Here is a 22,318-nt window from a genome sequence, read left to right on the forward strand (position 1 = left end):
ACCGGCCTGAGGCCCCACTGAGGAACCACGAATAACACTGATGTAGTTCGGTGCCCGCCGTCAGGCTACCGCAGCTTGGCACGCGTTCCGAGGACCGCGCTGCCGATGCGCACGTGTGTCGCGCCGTGGGCAATCGCGGGCTCCAGATCGCCGCTCATCCCGGCCGAGACGGCGGTCGCGGCCGGGTAATCCGCCCGCAACCGCGCCGACACCTCGGCCAGCTTCTCGAACGCCGCCTCGGGCACCCAGTGCATCGGCGCGACCGCCATGACGCCGGCCAGCCGCAGCGGGGCGGCGCCGGCCACGGCCGCCGCCACCCGGTCGAGCTGCCGGTCCGGCTCCCCGGCGCCGACCACCGCGCCGCCGCGGGCGGGGTCGCCGTCGATGCTCACCTGCACGAGTACGTCGAGAGGCCGCTCCCGGTGCCGTTCGGCGGCCCCGGCGAGCGCGCGCGCCAGCCGTACGCCGTCGACGGAGTGGACCACGTCCGCGTAGCCCGCCACCGACCGGCACTTGTTGCGCTGGAGCTGCCCGACGAAGTGCCAGCGGACCCGGGCCCCGGCCGCCGCAACGGCCGCGGCCTTGGGCGCCGCCTCCTGGTCCCTGTTCTCCCCGACGTCCGCGACCCCGAGCCCGGCGAGGAGCTCGACGTCGCTGGCCGGGTACGTCTTCGTGACCACGACGAGCGTGACCTCGCCGGGATCGCGCGCGACCGCCTCGCACGCCGCGCCGATCCGCTCCCGCACGGCCACCAGGCCGGCGCGGATCTCCGCCTCTCTGGCGATGGCTAGGAGCCGTTCTTCAAAAAGTCCGGAACGTCCACGTCGTCGAAGAGTACCCGGCGGGCCGGCGGCGGAGCTGCCGGCGGCACCGGCGGCGCGCTCGTCGGCAGCGGCGTGTCGACCCGCGGCGGGGTGGCCTTGCGCGGCGGCTCGGCCGGCTTGTACGCGGGCGCACCGCCGTCGAATCCAGCCGCTATCACGGTCACCCGCACCTCGTCGCCGAGCGCGTCGTCGATCACCGCACCGAAGATGATGTTGGCGTCCGGGTGGGCCGCGTCGGTCACCAGCTGTGCGGCGTCGTTGATCTCGAACAGGCCGAGGTCGGAGCCGCCCGCGATGGACAGCAGTACGCCCCGGGCACCGTCCATGCTCTGCTCCAGCAGCGGGCTGGAGATCGCCTTCTCGGCCGCCTCCACCGCGCGGCTGTCGCCACGGGCGCTGCCGATGCCCATGAGCGCGCTGCCCGCGCCGCTCATCACGCTCTTCACGTCGGCGAAGTCCAGGTTGATCAGGCCGGGCGTGGTGATCAGGTCGGTGATGCCCTGGACACCGGACAGCAGCACCTGGTCGGCCTGGCGGAACGCGTCCATCATGGAGATCCCGCGGTCGCCCAGGGCGAGCAGCCGGTCGTTGGGGATCACGATGAGCGTGTCGCACTGGTTGCGCAGCTCGTCGATGCCCGCCTCGGCCTGCACCTGCCGGCGCTTGCCCTCGAACGAGAACGGCCGGGTGACCACGCCGATCGTCAGCGCGCCGAGCTTGCGGGCGATCTGGGCCACCACGGGCGCCCCGCCGGTGCCGGTGCCGCCGCCCTCGCCGCAGGTCACGAACACCATGTCGGCGCCCTTGAGCACCTCTTCGATCTCGTCGCGGTGGTCTTCCGCCGCGTTCTTGCCGACGTCGGGGTTGGCGCCCGCGCCCAACCCCCGGGTCAGCTCCCGGCCGACGTCGAGCTTGACGTCGGCGTCGCTCATCAGGAGCGCCTGGGCATCGGTGTTGATCGCGATGAACTCGACGCCCTTCAGGCCAACCTCGATCATCCGGTTGACGGCGTTGACCCCGCCGCCCCCGATGCCGACGACCTTGATGACCGCGAGGTAGTTGTGCGGTGGTGTCATCGGTGTGCCTTCCCTCCCGAGGTTTGCCGGCCGGTCTCCGGAGCGAAGGCGTTAACCCTCACCCTCTACTAGAGGCTTAGAGTTATGTCAACTACTTGACCTCACTCGGGACGCTAGGCGCCACCCGCGAATGATCCAAGGCTGACACGCCGCCCCACCTGCGCGATCTTGAAGTTGTCACGTCCAAAGTCCGAAAAGGACCATGCCAAGTGGAGCCACGCCCTAGCGGATCGTGACGACCTCGGGCGCGCTCACGTCGATGACCGTGCCGTCGCGCGGCAGCAGTGCCGTGGCGACGCGGCTCTTCGCGTCGCTCTGGGACGCGTCGCCCCAGATGATCGTGCGGTCGCCACGCAGCTCCAGCTTGATCCGGGCCGGGCCCTCGACCGCGACCGCGGACAGCTGCTTGCGCAGGTCGTCGCTCAGCGCCGCGAGCACCGCCAGGGCGGCCCGGGTGGCCGCGTCGTCCGGGCCGGGCTTGGTCAGCCGGGCCAGCGGCAGCTGCGCGGGCCGGGAGCGGACCGTATGAAACGCCACCCCGGCCGCGTCCACCAGTACGAACTGCTTGCCCTGCGGCACCGCCACCACGGGGGTGCGCTCCACCACCTCGATCGCGATCGTGCCGGGCCAGTCCCGGGACGCGATGACCCGGCCGGCCGGCGCGAGCGCACCGACGCGCTTCTCGATGCCGCTCAGGTCGACCCGGGCCAGCGCTTCGCCGTCCGGCACCGCGGCGGCGCGCTGGACCTCCGCGGCGGTCAGGATCTCGGTGCCCGTGATTCGCACCTCGCGCACGCCGAACACGCCGGTGCCGTACACGATCCAGGTGATCAGCCCCGCGAGCGCCAGCAGGCCGCCGACGGTGGCCCAGGGCAGCGCGGCCCTGAGCCGGCGGCGCCGGGCCCGGGCCATGAACCGGCGGACGGAGGCCGGCACCGCGTCGCTGTGCGCGCGGACCAGTCGCCACCGCCGGGCCCGACCGCCGGCACCCCTTCCTCCCGGCGCCGTCATCGCATCCTCCCGTGATCAAGGCGTCCTTCAAGTCGTGATGACGACTTGAAGGACGCCTTGATCACGGAGAGGTGGGTCATCCCGCCAGCGCCGCCAGCAGTTCGTCGCCCATCAGCGAGATCGGCGGCGCACCCATGGTCACCACGACGTCACCGGGCCGGGCCCGCCGGGTCACCTCGCCCGGCACGTCGTCCCACGAGGGTACGAAGATCTTGGAGTCGGCCGGCAGGTCGACGGCGGCGGTCAGCGCCACGCCACCCTCGCCCGGCTCGCGCACCTCCCCGGGCCGAAGACCTCCAGGATCACCGCCTCGTCGGCGATGCCGAGCGCCGTGGCCAGCTCGGCCTGCAGGTCGCGGGTGCGGTAGACCCGGTAGGGCTGGAAGACCACGATGAGCCGGCCGCCCGCGGCCACCTCGCGCAGCGTGCTCAGCGCCGCGGTCATCGACGTCGGGTGGTACGCGTACTCGTCGTACACGGCGACGCCGCCGACCACGCCCTTGCGCTCGAACCGCCGGCGCACCCCGGGGAACGCTCCGAGCGCCTGCGTGGCGGCGTCCAGCGGCAGGCCCAGCCGGAGCGCGGTCAGCACGGCGCCGGCGCTGTTGAGGCCGAGGTGCCGGCCGGGCACCGGCAGGCGGACCTCACCGAGCGGCTTACCGTCCAATGTGGCCTGATACCGGACTCCGTCCACAGAGGAGACCACGTCGGTCAGCCGGAGGTCGGCGTCGGGCGCCTCGCCGTACGTGTAAACGGCCCGGCCCTCGGCCCGCAGCGTCTCCGCGAGCGCGCGGGTGCCGGGGTTGTCCGCGCAGGTAACCACGAAGCCGGCCGGGTCGACCAACCGCGCGAACTCACCGAACGCCGCCGACAGCCCGGCCAGATCGCCGTACGTGTTGAGGTGGTCGGCGTCGATGTTCGTGATGATGGCGACGAACGGCCGGTAGAGCAGGAAGGAACGGTCGCTCTCGTCGGCCTCCACGACGAAGTACTCGCCGGTGCCGTGGTGCCCGTTCGAGCCGGCCTCGGAGATCTCGCCACCGATGACGAACGACGGGTCCTGCCCGGCCCGCTGCAGGATCAGCGTGGCCATCGACGTGGTGGTCGTCTTGCCGTGCGTGCCGGCGATGGCGATCGCGCGCCGCCCCGCCATCGTGGCGGCCAGCGCCTCGCTGCGGTGCAGCACGCGCAGCCCGCGCTTGCGCGCCTCGGCCAGCTCCACATGGTCCTGCGGGATCGCGGTGGAGTAGACCACCGTGTCCACACCGTCCAGGTTGGACTCTGAGTGTGTCATGTGGACGGTGCCGCCGAGCGCGCGCAGACCGGCCAGGGCCGGCCACTCGCGCAGCTCGCTGCCGGAGACCGGGATCCCGCGGGTGAGCAGCAGCCGGGCCAGCCCGCTCATGCCCACACCGCCGATGCCGATCAGGTGGACCGCGCCGAGGTCCTCCGCTGTGATTTCGCGTTCACTCGGTCGTGCGGCGCCAGAAGGCGACGTCTTCCCAGCCGCGACAGTGTCCGTGGCCGGTGCTGGTTCGTGCCGCGGCTGCGAAAACGCCGCCGCGCCAACTCCCTCGTTCACTGGCTGGCCACCGCCTCGTACACGAAGTCCAGCAGCGCCTCGTCACCGTCGCGCCGGCCGTACGCGGCCGCGGCGGCACCCATCGCCGCCAGCCGCTGCGGATCGCGTGCCAGCGGGATCACCGTCCTCTCGATCCAATCAGGACTCAGCTCGCCGTCGTCGACGAGCAGCCCACCCCCGGCTTCAACGACCGGGAGCGCGTTTCGCTTCTGCTCCTGGTTGCTGTGCGGGTACGGGACGTAAACAGTGGGCAGGCCGATCGCGGCCACCTCGGCGCACGTCATCGCCCCGCCTCGGGCCAGCATCAGGTCGGCCGCCGCGTACCCAAGCTCCATTTCGGACAGATATGGCAGCGTCACGTACGGCACCGGCAGGTCGCTCGGCGGCGACACCGGCTCGTTGCGGGCTCCGATCACGTGCAGCACCTGGACGCCGGCCCGGGCCAGCTCCTTGGCCGCCCCGGTCACCGCCAGGTTGATCGAACGGGCGCCCTGCGAACCGCCGGACACGAAGAGCACCGGCAGGTCCGGGCGCAGCCCGAAATGCGCCCGCGCGGCGTCCCGCGCCGCGGCCCGGTCCAGCGTCGTGATGGACCGCCGCAGGGGTACGCCGACCACGCGCGCCTTGCGCAGCGCCTCCGACTGCACGGGCTGGTGCGGGAAGCCCACCGCGAGATGCTTGGTGAACTTCATGCCCATCCGGTTGGCAACCCCCGGTGGCACGTTCACCTCGTGGATGACGATGGGCAACTCGCGGCGCCACGCGGCCAGGTAGGCCGGCACCGAGACGTACCCCCCGAAGCCGACGACGGCGTCGGCTTTGACGTCGTCGATCACCTTGCCCGCGGCGCGGGCCGATCGCCACATGCGGTCCGGGGTGCGCAACAGGTTCATGTTGACCGACCGCGGGAGCTGATAGGCCGGGATCTGCCGCAGGTCGTAACCCTGCGGCGGGATCAGCTCGTTTTCCAGCCCCTTGGGCGTGCCGACGCACGTGATGCGGACGTCCGCGTCGTGGCGGCGCAGGCAGTCCGCGAAGGCGAGCAGCGGGTAGATGTGCCCCCGGTGCCCCTCCCGCCAGGACGACCGAACGCAGCACACCCATCACCGTCTCCTCTCGCTCTCCGCCGCCGCCGTGGCCGCCGACTTCGCGGCGGGCTTGGCCGCCGGCTTGGCGGCCGCTTTCGCCACCGGCTTGGCGGCCGGCGGCAGCGGTGGCAACGGGGCCCAGAGTAGCCGCACCCACTTAGCGGGCGGACGGGCGTGCAGCGCGCGGGCCGCGTCCGGCTCCGCGCGGGCGAACGAGGCGAGCATGCCGACGGCGGCGAGCGTGACGACGAGCGCGCTGCCACCGTCCGAGATGAACGGCAGCGGCAGGCCGGTGATCGGCAGCAGGCCGACGACCCCGCCGATGTTGATGATTGCCTGACTGACCAGCCAGGTAGTGACGGCCGCGGCGGCCAGGCGCCGGAACGGATCGTCGACGCGGCGGGCGATCCGCAACCCGGTGTACGCCAGCACGGCGAACAGCGCCAACACCACCACGCAGCCGACGACGCCCAACTCCTCCGCGAGTACGGCGAAGATGAAGTCGTTGTGCTCGGCCGGCAGCCAGCCCCACTTGAGGCTGCTCTTGCCCAGCCCGACGCCGAACCACCCGCCGTGGTCGATCGCGTACCGCGCCTGCAACGCTTGGTAGCAGGACAGTTGCTCGCAGTTCTCGGGCGGGTTGAAGAACGACGTGAGGCGCGCCAGCCGGTAGTTTTCCTCGCCCGCCTCGCCGGAGCCACCACCGACCGACGCGGCCGCGATGAGCAGCCCGATGCCGGCCAGCCCGAGCGCCGACAGCGTGCCGAAGACCCGCAGCCGTACGCCCACCGCCCACAACAGGCCGACCACCACGGCCAGCAGGCACAGCATGGTGCCCAGGTCGTTGTAGCCCACGAGGACGAACAGCAGCGCCACGACCGGGAAGAGCGGCGTGGCCAGCTCGCGCCACCAGCCGAGCGCCTCGCCCTTGCGTACGAGCAGGTCGGCGCCCCACAGCACGAGGCCGAACTTGGCCAGCTCGGACGGCTGCACCTGGATCGGGCCGACCCACAGCCACAGCAGGTCCGCCTTGATCGGCCCCAGCTGGGGCAGCACGCCCTCCGGCAGGTCACGCAGGCGGCCGGACACGACGAGCAGGTCCAGGATGACCAGCAGGAACATGGCCGCGACCAGGGTGGGCTTGCCGACCGCCCGGAACGTCCGGGCCGGCAGGCGCTGGCAGGCCCAGAAGGCGACCAGCCCGATCAACGCGAACACGGCCTGCTTCGTGATCATCGTGAACGCGTTGCCGTTCGTGGCGTACGCCTTGACGCTGGTGGCCGAGAAGACCATGGTCAGCCCGATGATCAGCAGCAGGGCCGAGCTGGAGATAAGCACGTAGTACGACGCGAGGGGTCGCTGCAGGACTCCCCGCAGGACCGCCAGCACGCCGCCGGGTGCCCTCTCCTCCTCCCCCACGCTGACATCATCCGCGCTTCCCCGCCCAGAACCCCGCACCCCACCACGCGTGTCGCCCACCCTCTCCCCTCCCGCCCCTCCTCCCCGCCGCTCCTCCCCGCCCTCCTCCCCGCCCCTCCTCCCCGTCGATCAAGGGCAAACGGCCGTGCTTTGATCTCCTTTCCACGACCATTTGCCCTTGATCGACGGGAAAGTCCTTGATCGACGGCCGCGCCGCTCGTCCCCCGGGTCGCGCCAGGGCTGGAGCATCTCCAGCGTTACCGCTCCACCGCCCTTGCGGTTGGCCCGGCCCGCACGCGAGTAGGGCACCCCTCCTGGGCGACGTCGCGTGAGGAGGGCGCCCCTGTTCAGCTCAGGGCGGGCATAGAGGCGCCCCACTCACGGCGAGGCGCCCCAAAGGGGACCCCACTGGAGGCAAGCGGCCGACGCGGGCCGACTGTGTGAGTAATTTGTCGGCATTGCCGGAGTGCCCGAGGTGAACCGAGTAGATCTAGACGAGTTAGGGCTCGATCCGAGCCATTACTCGTCTAGGTCCACTCAATTGGCAGCCGTTTCCGGGACATCCCACCGATCATGCGACCCAGTCCACGGTGATCATGGGGTTATCGCCGGAAGAGGCGCTCTCCGCACCGCTAACCTCATGATCGCTGAGGCACGAGGCGGCAGCGTCGTCGTCGATTGACATGGACCACGCCTTACTGGGCAACGCTGGGGTAGCGCTCCGCGAGAACCCGGCCCGCCCCGCCCACCGCCGCCGCACGCTCGCGCACCCAGCGGGCTCGCACCGCCACGCGGCCGCGGCCCCGCGCTCCGATCAAGGATTTCCGCGTCGATCAAGGGCAAACGGTCGTGGATTAGAGATCAAAGCACGACCATATGCCCTTGATCGACGCGGACAGGGCGCGGACAGCGCGCGGACAGCGCGGGGAGAGGGCGGGGAGGGCGCGGACAGGGCGGAGAGGGCGGGGAGAGGGCGGGGAGAGGGCGGGGAGGGCGGGGGAAGCGCGACGGAGGGAGGGGATAGGGAGAAGCTAGCCGACGGCGGTGAGGAATTCGCTGTAGAAGAGGCCGAGGCCGATGGCTACGCCGATGCCGGCGATGATCCAGAAGCGGACCACGATGTTGACTTCGCTCCACCCGGCTAGCTCGAAGTGATGCTGCAACGGGGACATTCGGAACACCCGTCTGCCCGTCGTGCGGAACGAGATGACCTGGATGACCACCGACATCGTGATGATGACGAAGAGCCCGCCGAGGATCAGCAGCAACAGCATCGTGCGGGAGGCCATGGCCAGCCCTCCGATCAGCCCGCCCAATCCCAACGCCCCGGTGTCGCCCATGAAGATGCGGGCCGGTGAGGTGTTCCACCACAGGAAGCCGACGCAGGCCCCGGCCGCCGCGCCCGCGATGAGGGCGATCTCCAGCGGGTCACGTACGGCGTAGCAGTACGCGCCGCCCCGGCTGTACTCCAGGTCGCCGCACCAGTGGCGGTACTGCCAGAACGCGATCAGCCCGTACGCGGCGAGCACCATCACGGAGGCGCCGGTGGCCAGCCCGTCGAGCCCGTCGGTGAGGTTGACGCCGTTGCTGGCCGCCATCACCACGAAGATGAAGATCATGACCGAGACGACCTTGCCGACGTCCAGCCATTGGATGTCGCGGACGAACGAGATGGTCGTGCTGCCCACGGTCTCCGTGTTGGTGCTGGGGAAGTAGAGCGCGACCACGCCGAACACCACGCCGACGAGGCCCTGCCCGACCAGTTTGTACCGCCCGCTGAGGCCACCGCTGTTGCGCCGGCGCACCTTCAGGTAGTCGTCGATGAAGCCGACCGCGCCGCAGAAGACGAAGAGGCCGAGCAGCACGAGCGCGGTGATGGTGGGCCCGACCTGGGCGATCTGCTGCTCGGGCAGGGTGGTGAGGGCGGCGTGGCCGGCGACGTACGCGATGACCGTGGCGATGATGAACACCACGCCGCCCATCGTCGGCGTGCCCCGCTTGCCCTGGTGGCTGGCCGGGCCGACGGACCGGATCGGCTGGCCGGCCTTCAGCGCGGTGAAGACCTTGATGCCGATCGGCGTGCCGAACAGCGACACCAGGAACGCGACCGCGGCCGCGACGATGACGGCTCTCAAGGCGATACCACCCCGGAACGAAGGGCGTCCACCACGTCCCAGGTGCGGTAACGCGAGCCCTTCACGAGTACGACGTCGCCGGGGCGCAGCTCGCGTCGCAGCACCGCGACGGCCGCACCCTGATCGGTAACCAGCACCGACTCTCCTCCCCACGTCGCCACCGCCGACGCGCCCTCGTGGATCGGCGCGGCCGGCTCGCCGACCACGACGAGGCGGTCGACGCCCAGCTCCGCGGTCAGCCGCCCGACCTCCTCGTGGCCGTCTCGCTCGTACGCGCCGAGCTCGGCCATGTAGCCGAGCACCGCGACGGTCCGGCGGCCCGCTCCGGTGGCGGCCAGCGCGCGCAGCGCGGCGGCCATGGAGGCGGGGTTGGCGTTGTACGAGTCGTCGATGACCGTGACACCGTCGGCACGGTCGAAGACGTCCATCCGGCGGGCGGACACCACCCGCAGTTCCGAAAGCGCGTCAGCGAGTTCCTTGAACGGCAGCCCGCATTCCAGCGCCACGGCCGCCGCCAGCAGGGAGTTGCCCACCTGGTGCCGCCCGGCGATGCCGAGCCGCACCGGCGCCTCGCCCTGCGGGGTCACCAGCGTGTACGACGCGCGTCCCGCGGTGAGCACCACGGAGGACGCGCGCACGGAAGCGTCCGGGGCCTCCCCGGCCAGCACCACCCGCGCCGAGGTGCGCGCGGCCATGGCCCGTACCCGGGGTCGTCGGCGTTGAGCACCGCGACGCCGTCGGCGGGCAGCGCCTCGACCAGCTCGCCCTTGGCCGCGGCGATCGCGTCCACCGACCCGAACCCGCCGATGTGCGCCACACCCACGTTGATCTCGACGCCGATGCGCGGCGGCGCGACCTCGCACAGGTGCCGTACGTGGCCGGGCCCGCGCGCGCCCATCTCCAGCACCAGGAAGCGGGTCTTCTCGTCCGCCTGCAGCACCGTGTACGGGTGCCCGAGCTCGTTGTTGAACGAGCCGGCGGGCGCCACGGTCGGGCCGAGCCGGTCGAGCAGCTGCGCGATCAGGTCCTTGGTGGTGGTCTTCCCGGACGAGCCGGTGAGCCCGACGATCGTGAGCGAGGGCAGCCGGTCGACGACGGCTCGGGCGAGGGCGGCCATGGCGGCGAGCTGGTCATCCACCAACACAAAGGGCCCCGAAATAGGGCGCGAGGCCAGCACGGCCACGGCGCCCGAGGAAAGGGCGGTGGCGGCGTACTCGTGCCCGTCGACCTTCTCCCCGGGAAGGCCACGAACAGGCCACCGGGCGTCACCTTGCGCGAGTCGAACTCGACGGAGCCGGTGACGCGTACCCCCGGATCGGCATCGACCAGCCGGCCGCCGACCGCGGCCGCGACCTCAGCGAGCGTCAGGGTATCACGAACAAACCTCCGAGAGCGCCGCGGCCAGCTCGACCCGGTCGTCGAACGGCAGTACCTCGCCACCGACCTCCTGGCCGCGCTCGTGGCCCTTGCCGAGCACCGCGACGACGTCACCGGGCCGGGCCCGGCGCACCGCGAAGTCGATGGCGGCCCGCCGGCCAGCGACCTCGAAGGCGTCCGCGCCGGCGCCGGCCAGCACCTCGCGCCGGATGGCCGCGGGGTCCTCGGTGCGCGGGTTGTCGTCGGTCACCACGACCACGTCGGCGCCGTCCGCGGCGGCCCGGCCCATCACCGGGCGCTTGGCGCGGTCCCGGTCGCCGCCGGCGCCGATCACGCAGAAGAGCCGGCCGCCCCGGGTCGCGGCGAGTTCGCGGAGCGCGGCGAGCGCGGCGACGATCGAGTCCGGCTTGTGCGCGTAGTCGACGACGCCGAGCACCTCGCCGGGCGCTTCGACGCGCTCCAGCCGGCCCGGTACGCCGGGGCAGTCGGCCACCCCGCGCGCGGCGGTCGCCGGGTCCACCCCGACGGCGTCCAGGGCAGCGATGGCCAGCAGCGCGTTGGCGACGTTGTGCCGGCCCGGCAGCGAGACGCCGGCTTCGACCGCACCCGAAGGTCCAACCGCTGTAAAACGCTGCGAATAGGACGAACCAACCACGTCCGTCGCCCGCCAGGTCGCCGAAAGCTGACCAGCCGCCGAGTAGGTCACCGTCCCACCCCGAAGCAGCGGCTTCAGCGCCGGATCGTCCAGGTTGAGGATCTCCACCGCGCACCGGCCGTCGAAGAGCTTCGCCTTGGCCGCGAAGTAGTCGTCCGCGTCGGCGTGGAAGTCCAGGTGGTCGAGGCCGAAGTTGGTGTACCCGCCGGCCGCGAACCGCACCCCGCCGACCCGGCCCATGGCGAGCGCGTGGCTGGAGACCTCCATGACCACCGCCGTGACACCGCGCTCGCGGGCCACCGCGAAGAGCGCGTGCAGGTCGGTGGCCTCGGGGGTGGTACGGACGCTGTCCACCACCAGGTCGCCGAGGCGGGTCTCCACGGTCCCGATCAGCCCGGTGACGTGCCCGCCGGCCCGCAGCCCGCTCTCGACCAGGTACGCCGTCGAGGTCTTGCCGGCGGTCCCGGTGATGCCGACCATGATCATCCCAGCGGAGGGATCGCCGTAGACCGCGCTCGCCACCGTGCCCAGCACCGCCCGCGGGTCGGGGACGACCAGCGCCGGCAGGCCCGACGCGGCGGCGGCCCCGGCGGGGTCGGTCAGCACGGCCACCGCGCCCGAAGCCACGGCGGCCGGGATGAACTCGGCACCGTGCCGCCGCGCGCCGGGCAGGGCGGCGTACAGGTCGCCGGGGCGGACCGCGTCGCTCGCGTGCGTCACCCCACTGACCACCGCATCAGCCGCCGGAACGGCACCAACCAGCGCACCCAGATCGGCCAGCGACCGCGGTGTCACCGTACGAGGACGGAGATTGCCAGGCACGGCGCTAGACCCTACCTCAGGGGTAGACGACGAACTTGGGCGACTTACCGGTGCTCAGCGGTACGCCGTAGTGGGTCAGCGTGTACGCCATCATGTCGTGGAACGCCGGCGCGGTGACCTCGCCGCCCCCGCCGGACGGGGTGTGCGCGAAGACCGCGATCACGTACCGGGGGTTCTCCGCCGGAGCCATCCCGACGAACGAGGCGACGGAGCCGGAGACGTACTTGCCGTTGACGACCCGGGAGCCGGTGCCGGTCTTGCCCGCCACCCGGTAGCCGTCGACGGCCGCCTTCCGCCCGGTCGCGCCCTGCACGGTGGTCACCGCCTCCATCATCAGCCGCAGCTCCGCGGCGACCTGCGGGCTGAGCACCTGCCGGGTCGTCGGGGCCGGGGCCTCGGTCCGCTTGCCGTCCGGCCCGATCGTCTCCTTGACCAGGTGCGGCTGCACCCAGGTGCCGTTGTTGGCGATCGCGGCGTACGCGGCCGCCATCTGCAGCGGCGTCACCGCGACGCTGTGCCCGATCGGCACCGAGCCGTACGACGAGCCGCTCCACTCGTCGGGCGGCAGCAGCAGGCCCGCCGACTCGCCCGGCATGCCCTCACCGGTCGGCGTGCCGAGCCCGAACTTCTTCTGGTACTCGTACAGCTTCTCCTTGCCCAGCTTGTCGGCGATGTGGATGGTGCCGATGTTGGACGAGTACGCCAGGATGCCCGGGATGCTCATCCGCCGCGGCGTCCAGTTGCGGTGCGAGTCCTTGAAATTCTGGTCGCCCTTCTTGATCGTCGGCCCGACCATGAACGTCGACTGCGGCGTCACCACGCCCTCCTGCAGCGCCGCGCCGATCGTGATGGCCTTGTGCACCGAGCCGGGGTCGACCACGAAGGTGGTGGCCGCGTCCTCCCGGTCGGTCGGCTTGGTCTCCTCCCACTGCGCGGCGTTGTAGGTCGGGTGGCTCGCCTGGGCCAGCACCTCACCGGTGCGCACGTCGAGCACCACGGCCGCCCCGATGTACGCCTTGGCCTCCTTCATCCGCGCGCTCAGCACCTGCTGCACCCGGAATTGCAGGTCCCGGTCGATGGTGAGCTGCAGCGAGCTACCCGGCTGGGCCTCCGTCTCCCGTCGGTAGCCGCCCGGGATCTCGGCGGACAGGCTGCCCTGCCCCACCTCGAAGATCCGCTTGCCGTTGACCCCGCGCAGCAGCTCGTCGTACCGCGCCTCCAGGCCCTCCAGGCCGCTCAGGTCCTGGCTGGTGAAGCCGATGAGGTTGGCGGCCAGGTCGGCGCCGGGCACCTCCCGCCGCTCGTCCCGGTCGACGATCACGCCGGGCAGCTTGAGCGCCTTCACCCGCTCGGCGGTGGCGATGTCCACCCCGCGCGCGAGGTACTCGAACCGGGACTGACCGCCGCCCGGCCGGGTGCGCTGGACCAGCTTCGGCGCCAGGTCCGACTGCGACATGCCGAGCACCGGCGACAGCGCCGCCGCGGTCCGCGGGATGTCGGTGACGTCGACCGGGTCCACGGCCACGTACCGGGCCTCGACGCTGTGCGCCAGCACCGCACCGTCGCGGTCGTAGATCGCCCCGCGCGGCGCCGGGATCAGCACCTCGTCCAGCCGCCCGGCGAGCCCCTGCTCGGCGAACGCCGGCGACTCCGTGAACTGCGCCACCACCAGCTTGATGCCGATCGTCGCGAATAGCGTGAGCGCCAGCGCCGTACCCAGGCGCAGCCGCCGTCGCTGGTCGGCCAGGCGCGGCGGGCGCGGCGGCCGTCGCGGTGGGGCCTTTTTCCGCGGCGGCGCCGACCTCCGGGCCGCCGCGGCGGACTTGGCCGGCGCCGTGCGCTTTCGCGGCACTGGTACGCCGGAGGTGGTGGCCCGGCGTTCCCGGGTTGCGCCCGTGGTGCCCCGGTCCGCCTCCACGGCGGGACGTCGCCGGACGGTCCGCGCCGGCTTTGGTCGGCCCTGCCCCCCGTCGACCACCTGCAGCGCCGGCCGGAACGGGTCACCGGTGCGCGGCGTGCCCTCCCGGACGGTCCGGCCACGCGGCGTGTACGCCCGGGCGTCGGAGATCCCCCGGAAGCCCTCGTGCGCCTCCGGCTCGGATGCAAGGAAGGGCCCCTTCCTATCGCTTTTTGCATAGGAAGGGTCCCTTCCTTGCATCCGGCGGTCCGGCATGAGCTACCCGCCCGTCCCCTGGCTGGTGATGGACGGCGCCTCGGTGGCCGGGACCATCATCCCGGTGAGCCGGCCGTCGGGCAGCCGGATCTGCACCGGCTTGCCGTCCACCAGCCCGAGCTTGCGCGCCTCGGCGGTCAGGTTGCCCGGGTCCGCCGCCCGGGCGATCTGCTGCTTCAGCTGCTGCTCCTGGATGTCCAGGGTGGACTGCTGCTTCTGCAGCTCGTCGAGGCGGAACGCGTTCTCGTTGATCTTCGTGTTGACCATGAGGATGCCGAGCACGCCGCCGATGACGACCACCAGGATCAGCGCGATGAACGGCGCGCGCGGCACGGACACCGGCAGCGGCGGCGCCACCCGCAGCCACGGCGTACCCGGCTTGCGCTCGGGCGCCGGCTGCGCCGGCTCCGGCTGCAGCGCCGTGTTGCCCACCGTCTGGTGCTCCTGCGCCGTGGTCCGGCCCCCGACCGCGGTGCGTTGTTGCGCTTGTTGACGTTCATGTCCTCTCCCCCTCCCCCTCTTCGATCCGGGTCGCGGCCCGCAACCGCACCGATGCGGCGCGCGGGTTGGCCGCGACCTCCTCTTCGCTCGGCGGCTCCCCGCCGCGGCTGAGCAGCCGCAGCGTCGGCCCGGTGCCGGGCAGCTCGACCGGCAGGTCGATCGGCCCGGTGCTGCGCGCTCGGGCGGCCATCGCACGCTTGGTGATCCGGTCCTCCAGCGAGTGGTAGGACAGGACCACCAGGCGGCCGCCCGGTGCGAGCGCGTCCAGCGCGGCCGGCAGCGCCCTTTCGAGCACGGCCAGTTCGCCGTTCACCTCGATGCGAAGTGCCTGAAACGTTCGCTTGGCTGGGTTGCCCCCGGTACGCCTCGCCGCCGCGGGTATCGCGTCCCGCACCAGCGTGGCCAGCCGTGCCGACGAAGTGATGGGCGTCTTTGCCCGTTCCCGCAGGATCGCGGCCACGATCCGGGCGGCGAACTTCTCCTCGCCGTACACCCGCAGCACCCGCGTCAGCTCGGGTGCCTCGTATGTGTTGACGACCTCCTCGGCCGTACGGCCGCGGGTCTGGTCCATGCGCATATCCAGCGGCGCGTCCCGCGCGTAGGCGAACCCGCGGTCGGGCGCGTCGAGTTGCAGGGACGAGACGCCGAGGTCGAACAGCTCCGCGTCGACCCGCTCGTACCCGAGCCGGTCGAGCACCTCGGGCAGTTCGTCGTAGACGGCGTGCACGAGGTGGGTGCGGTCGGCGTACCGGGCCAGGCGGGCCCGGGCGTGCGCCAGGGCTTCCTGGTCCCGATCCAGTCCGATGAGGACGGTCCGCGGGTGGGCCGCCAGGACCGCCTCGGCGTGCCCGCCGAGGCCCAGGGTCGCGTCCACGTGCACGGTCTGCCGGTCACCGCGGTCGAGCGCGGGGGCGAGCAGCGCGAGGCACCGCTCGAGCAATACCGGTACGTGCGTACCGCGCAGCTCCCCCATGACCGACCCCCAGTGACCTGCCGTCGTGCACATGCGCCCGGTGTCCCCATAAGTGCCGTGCGCCGTACTGCCAGATCCCCATCCGCTCATTTCCTACGCCTCTTCGCGCCTCGCGGTCAGCGGAGTAGGTATAGCGCGCCTGGCATCGGGGAAGAGATGTCAGGTGCTTCGAGCGGCTGGAGATCTCGCAGTACGGCGTCTGCCAGCCCTTAGAGTCCTCCGGGCAGCACCCCCTCCTCGATGTCCGCGAAGTCGTCTTCGCTCTCCGCGAGGTAGGAGTCCCACGCTTCCTTGTCCCAGATCTCCACCCGGCTGCTCGCTCCGATCACGACGAGTTCACGGCTGAGCCCGGCGTACTCCCGCAGGTGGCCCGGGATCGTTACCCGGCCCTGCTTGTCGGGCACCTCGTCGTGGGCGCTCGCGAAGAACACCCGGCTGTACGCCCGAGCCGCCTTGTGTGTCATCGGCTGCTCGCGCAACTGGTCGGCGATGCGCTGGAACTCAGGCGTCGGGAAGACGTAGAGACAGCGCTCCTGCCCTTTGGTGATCACGACACCTCCCGCCAGCTCATCTCGAAACTTCGCTGGAAGGATCAACCGGCCCTTTTCGTCCAGGCGCGGGGTGTGGGTGCCGAGAAACATCGGCCCACCCCCTCGCCCTCTCGCGGCTTTCGCGGAGCCGCAGTCCCCCGGGGCCGGCGGGCCCCTCCAGGCCCTGCCACTGCGCCCCACTGTACTCCACTTCCCTCCACCCGCAACCAGAATCGCAGCCTTCTGTCCACAGTCGCCGAGACAAAACCGCACGTCACGGGCGGTGGTGCAAAGTGGAGGTCTGTAACCCGACAGCGGGCGTAGACGTGATCAGGGCGTCCCTCAAGTCGCTGCCGCGACGCGTGGGACGCCCTGATCACATGGGGGGATGGAGGAAAGTGGAGGGGAGTTAGACGAGACGCCTAACTACATAGTTCGTGGTCCAGATCTTGTGCTTGCCCACCGTCTTGCCGGGGCGGGGTGAGTCGTACATGTAGCCGCCGCCGGCGTAGACGCCGACGTGGGTGCCGTACGACCCGCTGCGGACCACGATCAGGTCCCCGGGCAGGGCCTTGGACTTGGCGATCGCCTTGCCGTACGCCTGCTGCGAGTTCGCCTTGTGCGGCAGGACCTTGCCGATGGCCTTCTTGTAGACGTACTTGGTGAAGCCGGAGCAGTCGAAGACCTTCGGCCCCGAGGCGCCGTACCGGTAGGCCGCGCCCAGGTGCTTGCGCGCCTCGGCGAGGACCTTGGCCCGGCTGGCCACCACCTTGACCCAGATCTTGCCGCTCGCCGCGCTCTTGTACGTCCCGGTGCTCGGGACGTACACGGCGCGGTAGGTGCGCGCGACGTACGGGCGGATGGCCACCGTCGCCACGCCGGTGGAGCTGACCGTACCGGTCCCGGCGCCGGACCAACGGCCGTTGATCCACGCCTGGAACACCACCTTGCCGGCCGCCGCCTTGCCGGTGGCCGGGTCGGTGACCTTGGCGCTGAGGCGCAGTGCGGAGCCCCACGCCAACCGGCGGGTGCTGGTGGAGAACGCCACCTTCGGCGCGACCGCGACGGCGGACTGCGCACTGGCGGTGGTGGTGAGCGTCGCGGTGGACGCCACGTCGGCGAGCGCCGGTCCGGCCATCAACTGGCCGGCACAGACGCAGATCCCGAGGGTAAGCGCGAGCTTACCGGCGCTGGCACGCAGCCGTCGCCGGCCCGAACTGTGTTCGTGCACGAAAGAGATCCCTCCGGCACGCCTGCGAGGTGAGCTGTCGGGTTCGGGCCCTCGAAGGGTTGGCCCGGCCGCGCGTCGGCGGCTTCACCCCAAGGTCCGTCACTGATGTGATCGGACCGCGGTTCTTGGGTCCCCCGTCCCTGCCCGTTATGCCGTTGTGTTCGGTCAAAGGGGTGGCATCGCTCGGAAGGGCAGGGCTCGGCGTGTCCCGGCGATGCGCCCCGGTCCGTCAGGTGACGGCCCGGCAAATCGTTTCTAGCCGACGGGAAGATATACGCGGAGTAACAAGGATCTTGCATGGCGAAGTTGGCATGCGCTCCGATGACCGATCGCTAAGGGATCCGCCCAAAATGCCGCGACACTCCGTCCCCGCGCGATCACGGTGCGTCGATCACTCAGCGTGAGTATGCCCACACGATTCGGCGGCGGTTTGAGATCAAGACGGCTCCGGTACATTCGCTCGCGTGACGGACGGGAAGATGCCCTTACGGGCCAAGGTCGCGAGCTCGGTGTCGCGTACGGCCGCTGCCCTGTCGCGGGCCGCCGGGCGGGGCGACGGCTCGGTCATCGGCGGCTGGATCGGATTGAAGATCGACCCGGACCTGCTCGCCCACCTGGCCGCCGGGCGGTCGATCGCGCTGGTCTCGGGCACCAACGGGAAGACCACCACCACCCGGCTGGCCGCCGCGGCCCTCGGCGTGCTCGGCCCGGTCGCGACCAACTCGTTCGGCGCCAACATGCCCACCGGCCACACCTCCGCGCTGGCCAAGGCGGGGCAGACCCCGTACGCCGTGCTGGAGGTCGACGAGCACTACCTCGCCCAGGTCATCGCGGCGACCGAGCCGCGCGTGGTGGCCCTGCTCAACCTCTCCCGCGACCAGCTCGACCGGGCCAAAGAGGTCGCGATGATGGCCCAGCTGTGGCGGACCGCGCTGGCCGAGCACCCCACCGTGCACGTGGTGGCCAACGCCGACGACCCGATGGTGGTCTGGGCCGCCGTCCAGTCCCCCGCGGTCACCTGGTTCAGCGCCGGGCAGCGGTGGCACGACGACTCCTGGGTCTGCCCCGAGTGCGGGTCGCCGATCGAACGGCAGGCCGACCAGTGGTGGTGCACCGGCTGCACGCTGCGCCGCCCGGTACCGCAGTGGGTGGTGGAGGACGACGGCGTCCTGGATCCGCGCGGCGCCTGGCACAAGATCGCGCTGCAGATCCCGGGCAAGGTCAACCTCGGCAACGCGGCCACCGCGCTCGCCCTCGCCGCCCAGTTCGGCGTGCGCCCCACCGACGCCGTCTCCCGCCTGTCCACCGTGACCTCCGTCGCCGGCCGGTACGCCCAGGTCGTGCGCGACGGGCGCAACATCCGGCTGCTGCTGGCCAAGAACCCGGCGAGCTGGCTGGAGGCGTTCGAGATGGCGGACGACGCGCCCACGCTGCTGTCCATCAACGCCCGCGACCCCGACGGGCTGGACACGTCCTGGCTCTTCGACGTCGACTTCAGCCCGCTGCGCGGCCGCCAGGTCCTGATCACCGGCGACCGGGCGTACGACCTCGCGGTCCGGCTCGAAGTGAACGACGTACCGTTCCGCCACGTACGTACCTTCGGCGAGGCGGTCACCTCGGTGCCGCCGGGCCGGCTCGAAGTGATCGCCAACTACACCGCGTTCCAAGACATCCGAGCGGAGCTCGACCGTGTCAACTGACAGTGCCATCAGCATCGTCTGGATCTATCCGGACCTGCTGTCCACGTACGGCGACCGGGGCAACATGCTCATCCTCGCCCGCCGTGCGGCCCTGCGCGGGCTGCCGGTGCGGACCTACGAGGTGCGCTCGGACCAGGCCATCCCCGCCACCGCGGACATCTACCTGCTCGGCGGCGGCGAGGACGGCCCGCAGGCGCTCGCCGCGCAGCGCCTGATCGCCGACGGCGGCCTGCGCCGCGCGGTGGCGCAGGGGTCGGTGGTGTTCGCGGTGTGCGCCGGGTACCAACTGCTCGGCGGCTCGTTCTTCGCCAAGGGCACCAAGTGCGCCGGCCTCGACCTGCTCGACCTGCGCTCCGACCGCGGCCCGAGCCGGGCGGTCGGCGAGCTGGGCGGCCCGATCGACGGCCGCCTCGGGCTGCCGCCGCTGACCGGCTTCGAGAACCACGGCGGCCGCACCCACCTCGGGCCCGGCGTCACCCCGCTGGCCCGGGTCACCACCGGCATCGGCAACGACGGCACCACCGAGGGCGCCTGGCGGGGCAAGCTGCTCGGCACGTACTCGCACGGGCCGGCGCTGTCCCGCAACCCGGCCATCGCCGACCTGCTGCTGCGCTGGGCGACCGGGTACGAGAGCCTGCCGCCCCTGGACGACACCTGGTCCGACCGGTTGCGCGCCGAGCGCATGGCCGCCACGACGGCCTCATGATCGGCCGACTCTTGGCGCGGCTGCGCCAGCGCTCGGTCATGCGCTTCGCCCTGCTCCTGCTCATCCTCGCGGCGTGCGGCGTCGCCGTGCTCTTCCTGCCGCAGCCCGACCTGGCCGACGCCCCGCGCCTGGTCGACCGGCTCGGCCCGCTGGCACCGCCGGCCGCCGTCCTGCTGGGCGCGCTGATGATGGTCGCCCTGGTGCCCCGCACGCTGGTCTCGTTCGCCTGGGGCGCCCTCTTCGGCACGCTGGGCGGCGCCTCGTACGCCCTGGGCGCCGCGCTCATCGCCGCCCTGCTCGGCTTCGCCGTCGGGCGCGCCCTGGGCCGCGACTTCGTCGCCGAGCGGGTACGCGGCCGGCTGGCCCGCCTGGACGGCTGGTTCGGCCGGCAGAGCGTCTTCGGCGTGGTCACCGTACGGCTGCTCCCGGTGGGCGGCTTCGGCCTGATCAGCTACGGGTACGGCACGACCGGCGCCCGCCTGCGACCGTTCCTCGTCGGCAGCCTCCTGGCCTCGATCCCGTCCGCGTTCGGCTACGCAGCCATGGGCGCCGCCGTCGCCTCCCCCGGCGACATCAACTGGCTCGCCATCGCCCCGCCGGCCTGGGCCTGATCGCCACCACGATCATCATCACGCGCTGGCGCCGCACCTCCCGCGCCGCCCCCGCATCCGCCTAAGGCGCGTGATCATGGGCCCTGCGGCGGAGAGAGCGCTCCCCTCGCCGCACAGCCCATGATCACCGCTCGGCTGGCCCTAGCCGCGTCGATCAAGGGCGTACGGCCGTGGTTTGATCTCTTTCGCGCGACCATTTGCCCTTGATCGACGCGGAATTCCTTGATCGGCGCAAAATCCCGCAGCATCCCCCGCGCAAACCAATTAGTAGCGGGGCAATTGCGCGGAGTAATGACTTTTCCGCAAAAATCCGTATTTTGGGTGGCGTGGGCCACTCGACGGCATTCGCGGAATGCGGCCTGGAGTGCCCCTGTTGGAATTGCCAGCACGCCGGAGCAATGGCGCTCCGCGCGTGTGCTTTTGTGCGGCACCTCCCCCGGGGTGCCGCCATCCCCCGAAGCGGAAGGGCTCCCATCGTGAAGAACACCTTCGGTCGATGGCTCCCGGCTATCACCAGTACTCCCCTGCGCAAGTCCGCGGTGCTCGCCGCCGGGCTCGTGTTCGCCAGCGGCGCGGTCGCCGGACCGGCCACCGCGGCAGCGGCAGCGTCCGCCGCGCCCGCCAAGACGGCGGCAGCAGCCACGTCGGCGACCCCCAAAGCGAAGCAGCTCAACTTCCGGTACCGGGCGCAGAGCACGTACTACTTCTGTGCGCCGGCCGCCACCAGCATGGCCCTGAGCACCTCCGGCCACCTGATAAGTCAGCCGAAGCTGGCCGCGCTGCTGGGTACGACGGAGAACGGCACCGACTCGGCGTACGAGACGACCCGGGTGCTCAACCAGGTCACCGGGACGAACTTCTACCGCACCCGGGAGATCCCGGGCGGGTACGCGCGGCCGTGGCAGATGGACCGGCTGCAGGCGGACGTGGTCCGGGCGATCGGTCACGGCTACGGCGTCGTCGCCAACGTCAAGGGCACCGCGTACGACACCGCCGGTGGAATGCACTCCTTTGAGGGCGGTCACTACATCGCGGTCGTCGGCTACCAGGACGAGGGCCGACTGGTGAGGATCGCTGACTCGGCGGAGCCAAATGGTGACGGTACGTACTGGATGACCACGATCAAGCTGGCCAACTGGATCGCCGAGCGCGGTTATTCGGCATAAAGACGTAATTCCCTCCCCCGAGAAAAGGGCCGACCCGGATACCGGGTCGGCCCTTTTCAACGATACGTACGCAAGCCATTGCGCAGCGTATCGAAAGCCCGATCTGCCGCTGCCACCGCCGCCGGATACGTCTCGTCGGCCGTGCTCCCTCGGCCAGCCGGCGCCAGATGTCCCGGGCCAGCACCCGCTGCACGGCGATCACCTGGCACGCGGCGAGCCGGGCCTCCAGCGGGTCGGAGCCCAGTGCGAGCGCCTCGGCGAGGGCGTCCTCGTCGCGCTGGGTGTACTGGGACACCCGGGCGCTGAGGCTGGGCGTGTCGAAGACCATCCGGTGGTACGCCAACACCTGCTCGTGGTCGTTGAGCCCGGTGACCGGGTCGCGCCGGTCGAGCCCGTCGAGGAAGTGCCGGTGCAGCGCGGTCAGCGGCGCCAGGCCCGACTCGCGGCCTTCCCGCACCACCCGGGCCGCCTCGCCCTGGTGATCGGCGATCCGGTGCAGGACCAGGTCTTCCTTGCTCGCGAAGTACTTGAACAGGGTGGGCTTGGACACGTCGGCCGCTTCGGCCACCTCGGCGACGGAGACCTGGTCGAAGCCGCGGGCCAGGAAGAGCGTGATCGCGGCCGACGAGATGGCCTCGTGCGTACGCGCCCGCTTGCGCGCCCGCAGCCCGATGTCCCCGCCCATCCGCCGACCCTAGCACAATCCTTACTAGGTCAAATTCTTAACTGAGTTAAGCTA

At 71.5% G+C, this 22,318-nt stretch carries 14 protein-coding genes, 5 pseudogenes and 1 riboswitch; of the genes and pseudogenes, 4 read left to right on the forward strand and 15 right to left on the reverse strand.

Annotated features, from left to right (window positions below; all coding sequences use genetic code 11):
- Positions 1 to 65: 65 nt before the first annotated feature.
- The 14 genes and pseudogenes from Prum_RS09290 to Prum_RS09355 form a co-directional block, all read right to left on the reverse strand.
- Positions 66 to 785: a YggS family pyridoxal phosphate-dependent enzyme gene (locus Prum_RS09290; RefSeq protein ID WP_173083578.1), complete on the reverse strand. Its 720-nt coding sequence runs from the start codon at positions 783 to 785 to the stop codon at positions 66 to 68.
- Positions 786 to 787: 2 nt separating this feature from the next.
- Entirely contained in the window at positions 788 to 1,900 is a 1,113-nt protein-coding gene (gene ftsZ / locus Prum_RS09295; protein ID WP_173075649.1) for a cell division protein FtsZ, read from the reverse strand.
- A 222-nt stretch (positions 1,901 to 2,122) separates the two neighbouring features.
- Complete coding sequence (locus Prum_RS09300) at positions 2,123 to 2,911, reverse strand: cell division protein FtsQ/DivIB (protein ID WP_173075651.1); 789 nt, start codon at positions 2,909 to 2,911, stop codon at positions 2,123 to 2,125.
- A 76-nt stretch (positions 2,912 to 2,987) separates the two neighbouring features.
- Positions 2,988 to 4,369 (reverse strand): annotated as a pseudogene (gene murC, locus Prum_RS09305) (UDP-N-acetylmuramate--L-alanine ligase).
- A 119-nt stretch (positions 4,370 to 4,488) separates the two neighbouring features.
- Positions 4,489 to 5,596: pseudogene (locus Prum_RS09310) on the reverse strand (UDP-N-acetylglucosamine--N-acetylmuramyl-(pentapeptide) pyrophosphoryl-undecaprenol N-acetylglucosamine transferase).
- Positions 5,596 to 6,999 (reverse strand): FtsW/RodA/SpoVE family cell cycle protein, encoded by a 1,404-nt coding sequence (locus Prum_RS09315; RefSeq protein ID WP_246277767.1) that lies wholly within the window; start codon positions 6,997 to 6,999, stop codon positions 5,596 to 5,598. The pseudogene Prum_RS09310 and the gene Prum_RS09315 overlap by 1 nt, the downstream one beginning before the upstream one ends.
- Before the next feature lie 1,031 nt (positions 7,000 to 8,030).
- Positions 8,031 to 9,134 (reverse strand): phospho-N-acetylmuramoyl-pentapeptide-transferase, encoded by a 1,104-nt coding sequence (gene mraY, locus Prum_RS09320; protein WP_173075653.1) that lies wholly within the window; start codon positions 9,132 to 9,134, stop codon positions 8,031 to 8,033.
- Positions 9,131 to 10,502: pseudogene (locus Prum_RS09325) on the reverse strand (UDP-N-acetylmuramoyl-tripeptide--D-alanyl-D-alanine ligase). Before Prum_RS09325 ends, mraY begins: the two are co-directional and overlap by 4 nt.
- Before the next feature lie 4 nt (positions 10,503 to 10,506).
- The gene (locus Prum_RS09330; RefSeq protein WP_173075655.1) at positions 10,507 to 11,988 is read right to left on the reverse strand and encodes a UDP-N-acetylmuramoyl-L-alanyl-D-glutamate--2,6-diaminopimelate ligase; all 1,482 of its coding nucleotides are present in this window, start codon (positions 11,986 to 11,988) and stop codon (positions 10,507 to 10,509) included.
- Between the two features lie 16 nt (positions 11,989 to 12,004).
- Positions 12,005 to 14,161, reverse strand: coding sequence for a peptidoglycan D,D-transpeptidase FtsI family protein (locus Prum_RS09335; RefSeq protein WP_371871210.1), 2,157 nt, complete (start codon positions 14,159 to 14,161; stop codon positions 12,005 to 12,007).
- 3 nt (positions 14,162 to 14,164) lie between these two features.
- The gene (ftsL, locus tag Prum_RS09340) at positions 14,165 to 14,593 is read right to left on the reverse strand and encodes a cell division protein FtsL (protein WP_178132643.1); all 429 of its coding nucleotides are present in this window, start codon (positions 14,591 to 14,593) and stop codon (positions 14,165 to 14,167) included.
- Between the two features lie 70 nt (positions 14,594 to 14,663).
- A pseudogene (gene rsmH / locus Prum_RS09345) lies at positions 14,664 to 15,635 on the reverse strand (16S rRNA (cytosine(1402)-N(4))-methyltransferase RsmH); the annotation flags it as partial.
- 209 nt (positions 15,636 to 15,844) lie between these two features.
- A complete protein-coding gene (mraZ, locus tag Prum_RS09350; RefSeq protein ID WP_173075660.1) occupies positions 15,845 to 16,276 on the reverse strand; it encodes a division/cell wall cluster transcriptional repressor MraZ in 432 nt (143 codons plus the stop codon).
- 298 nt (positions 16,277 to 16,574) lie between these two features.
- Positions 16,575 to 17,396: a C40 family peptidase gene (locus tag Prum_RS09355; protein WP_246277768.1), complete on the reverse strand. Its 822-nt coding sequence runs from the start codon at positions 17,394 to 17,396 to the stop codon at positions 16,575 to 16,577.
- A 4-nt stretch (positions 17,397 to 17,400) separates the two neighbouring features.
- Positions 17,401 to 17,573: riboswitch (cyclic di-AMP (ydaO/yuaA leader) on the reverse strand.
- 302 nt (positions 17,574 to 17,875) lie between these two features.
- Here Prum_RS09355 and Prum_RS09360 point away from each other — a divergent pair.
- The 4 genes and pseudogenes from Prum_RS09360 to Prum_RS09375 all read left to right on the forward strand — a co-directional run bounded on the left by Prum_RS09360 (position 17,876) and on the right by Prum_RS09375 (position 21,579).
- Complete coding sequence (locus tag Prum_RS09360; RefSeq protein ID WP_173083584.1) at positions 17,876 to 19,096, forward strand: Mur ligase family protein; 1,221 nt, start codon at positions 17,876 to 17,878, stop codon at positions 19,094 to 19,096.
- A complete protein-coding gene (locus tag Prum_RS09365; protein WP_173075662.1) occupies positions 19,086 to 19,802 on the forward strand; it encodes a type 1 glutamine amidotransferase in 717 nt (238 codons plus the stop codon). Before Prum_RS09360 ends, Prum_RS09365 begins: the two co-directional genes overlap by 11 nt.
- Positions 19,799 to 20,478: pseudogene (locus tag Prum_RS09370) on the forward strand (TVP38/TMEM64 family protein). Before Prum_RS09365 ends, Prum_RS09370 begins: the two are co-directional and overlap by 4 nt.
- A 411-nt stretch (positions 20,479 to 20,889) precedes the next feature.
- The gene (locus Prum_RS09375) at positions 20,890 to 21,579 is read left to right on the forward strand and encodes a C39 family peptidase (protein WP_246277769.1); all 690 of its coding nucleotides are present in this window, start codon (positions 20,890 to 20,892) and stop codon (positions 21,577 to 21,579) included.
- On the opposite strand, the gene Prum_RS09380 is transcribed toward Prum_RS09375, so the two are convergent.
- A complete protein-coding gene (locus tag Prum_RS09380; protein ID WP_246277770.1) occupies positions 21,536 to 22,264 on the reverse strand; it encodes a TetR/AcrR family transcriptional regulator in 729 nt (242 codons plus the stop codon). The two genes, Prum_RS09375 and Prum_RS09380, sit on opposite strands and share 44 nt — an antisense overlap.
- Between the last annotated feature and the right edge of the window lie 54 nt (positions 22,265 to 22,318).

It is taken from the genome of Phytohabitans rumicis, from assembly GCF_011764445.1.
GTDB classification, from domain to species: Bacteria; Actinomycetota; Actinomycetes; order Mycobacteriales; family Micromonosporaceae; genus Phytohabitans; species Phytohabitans rumicis.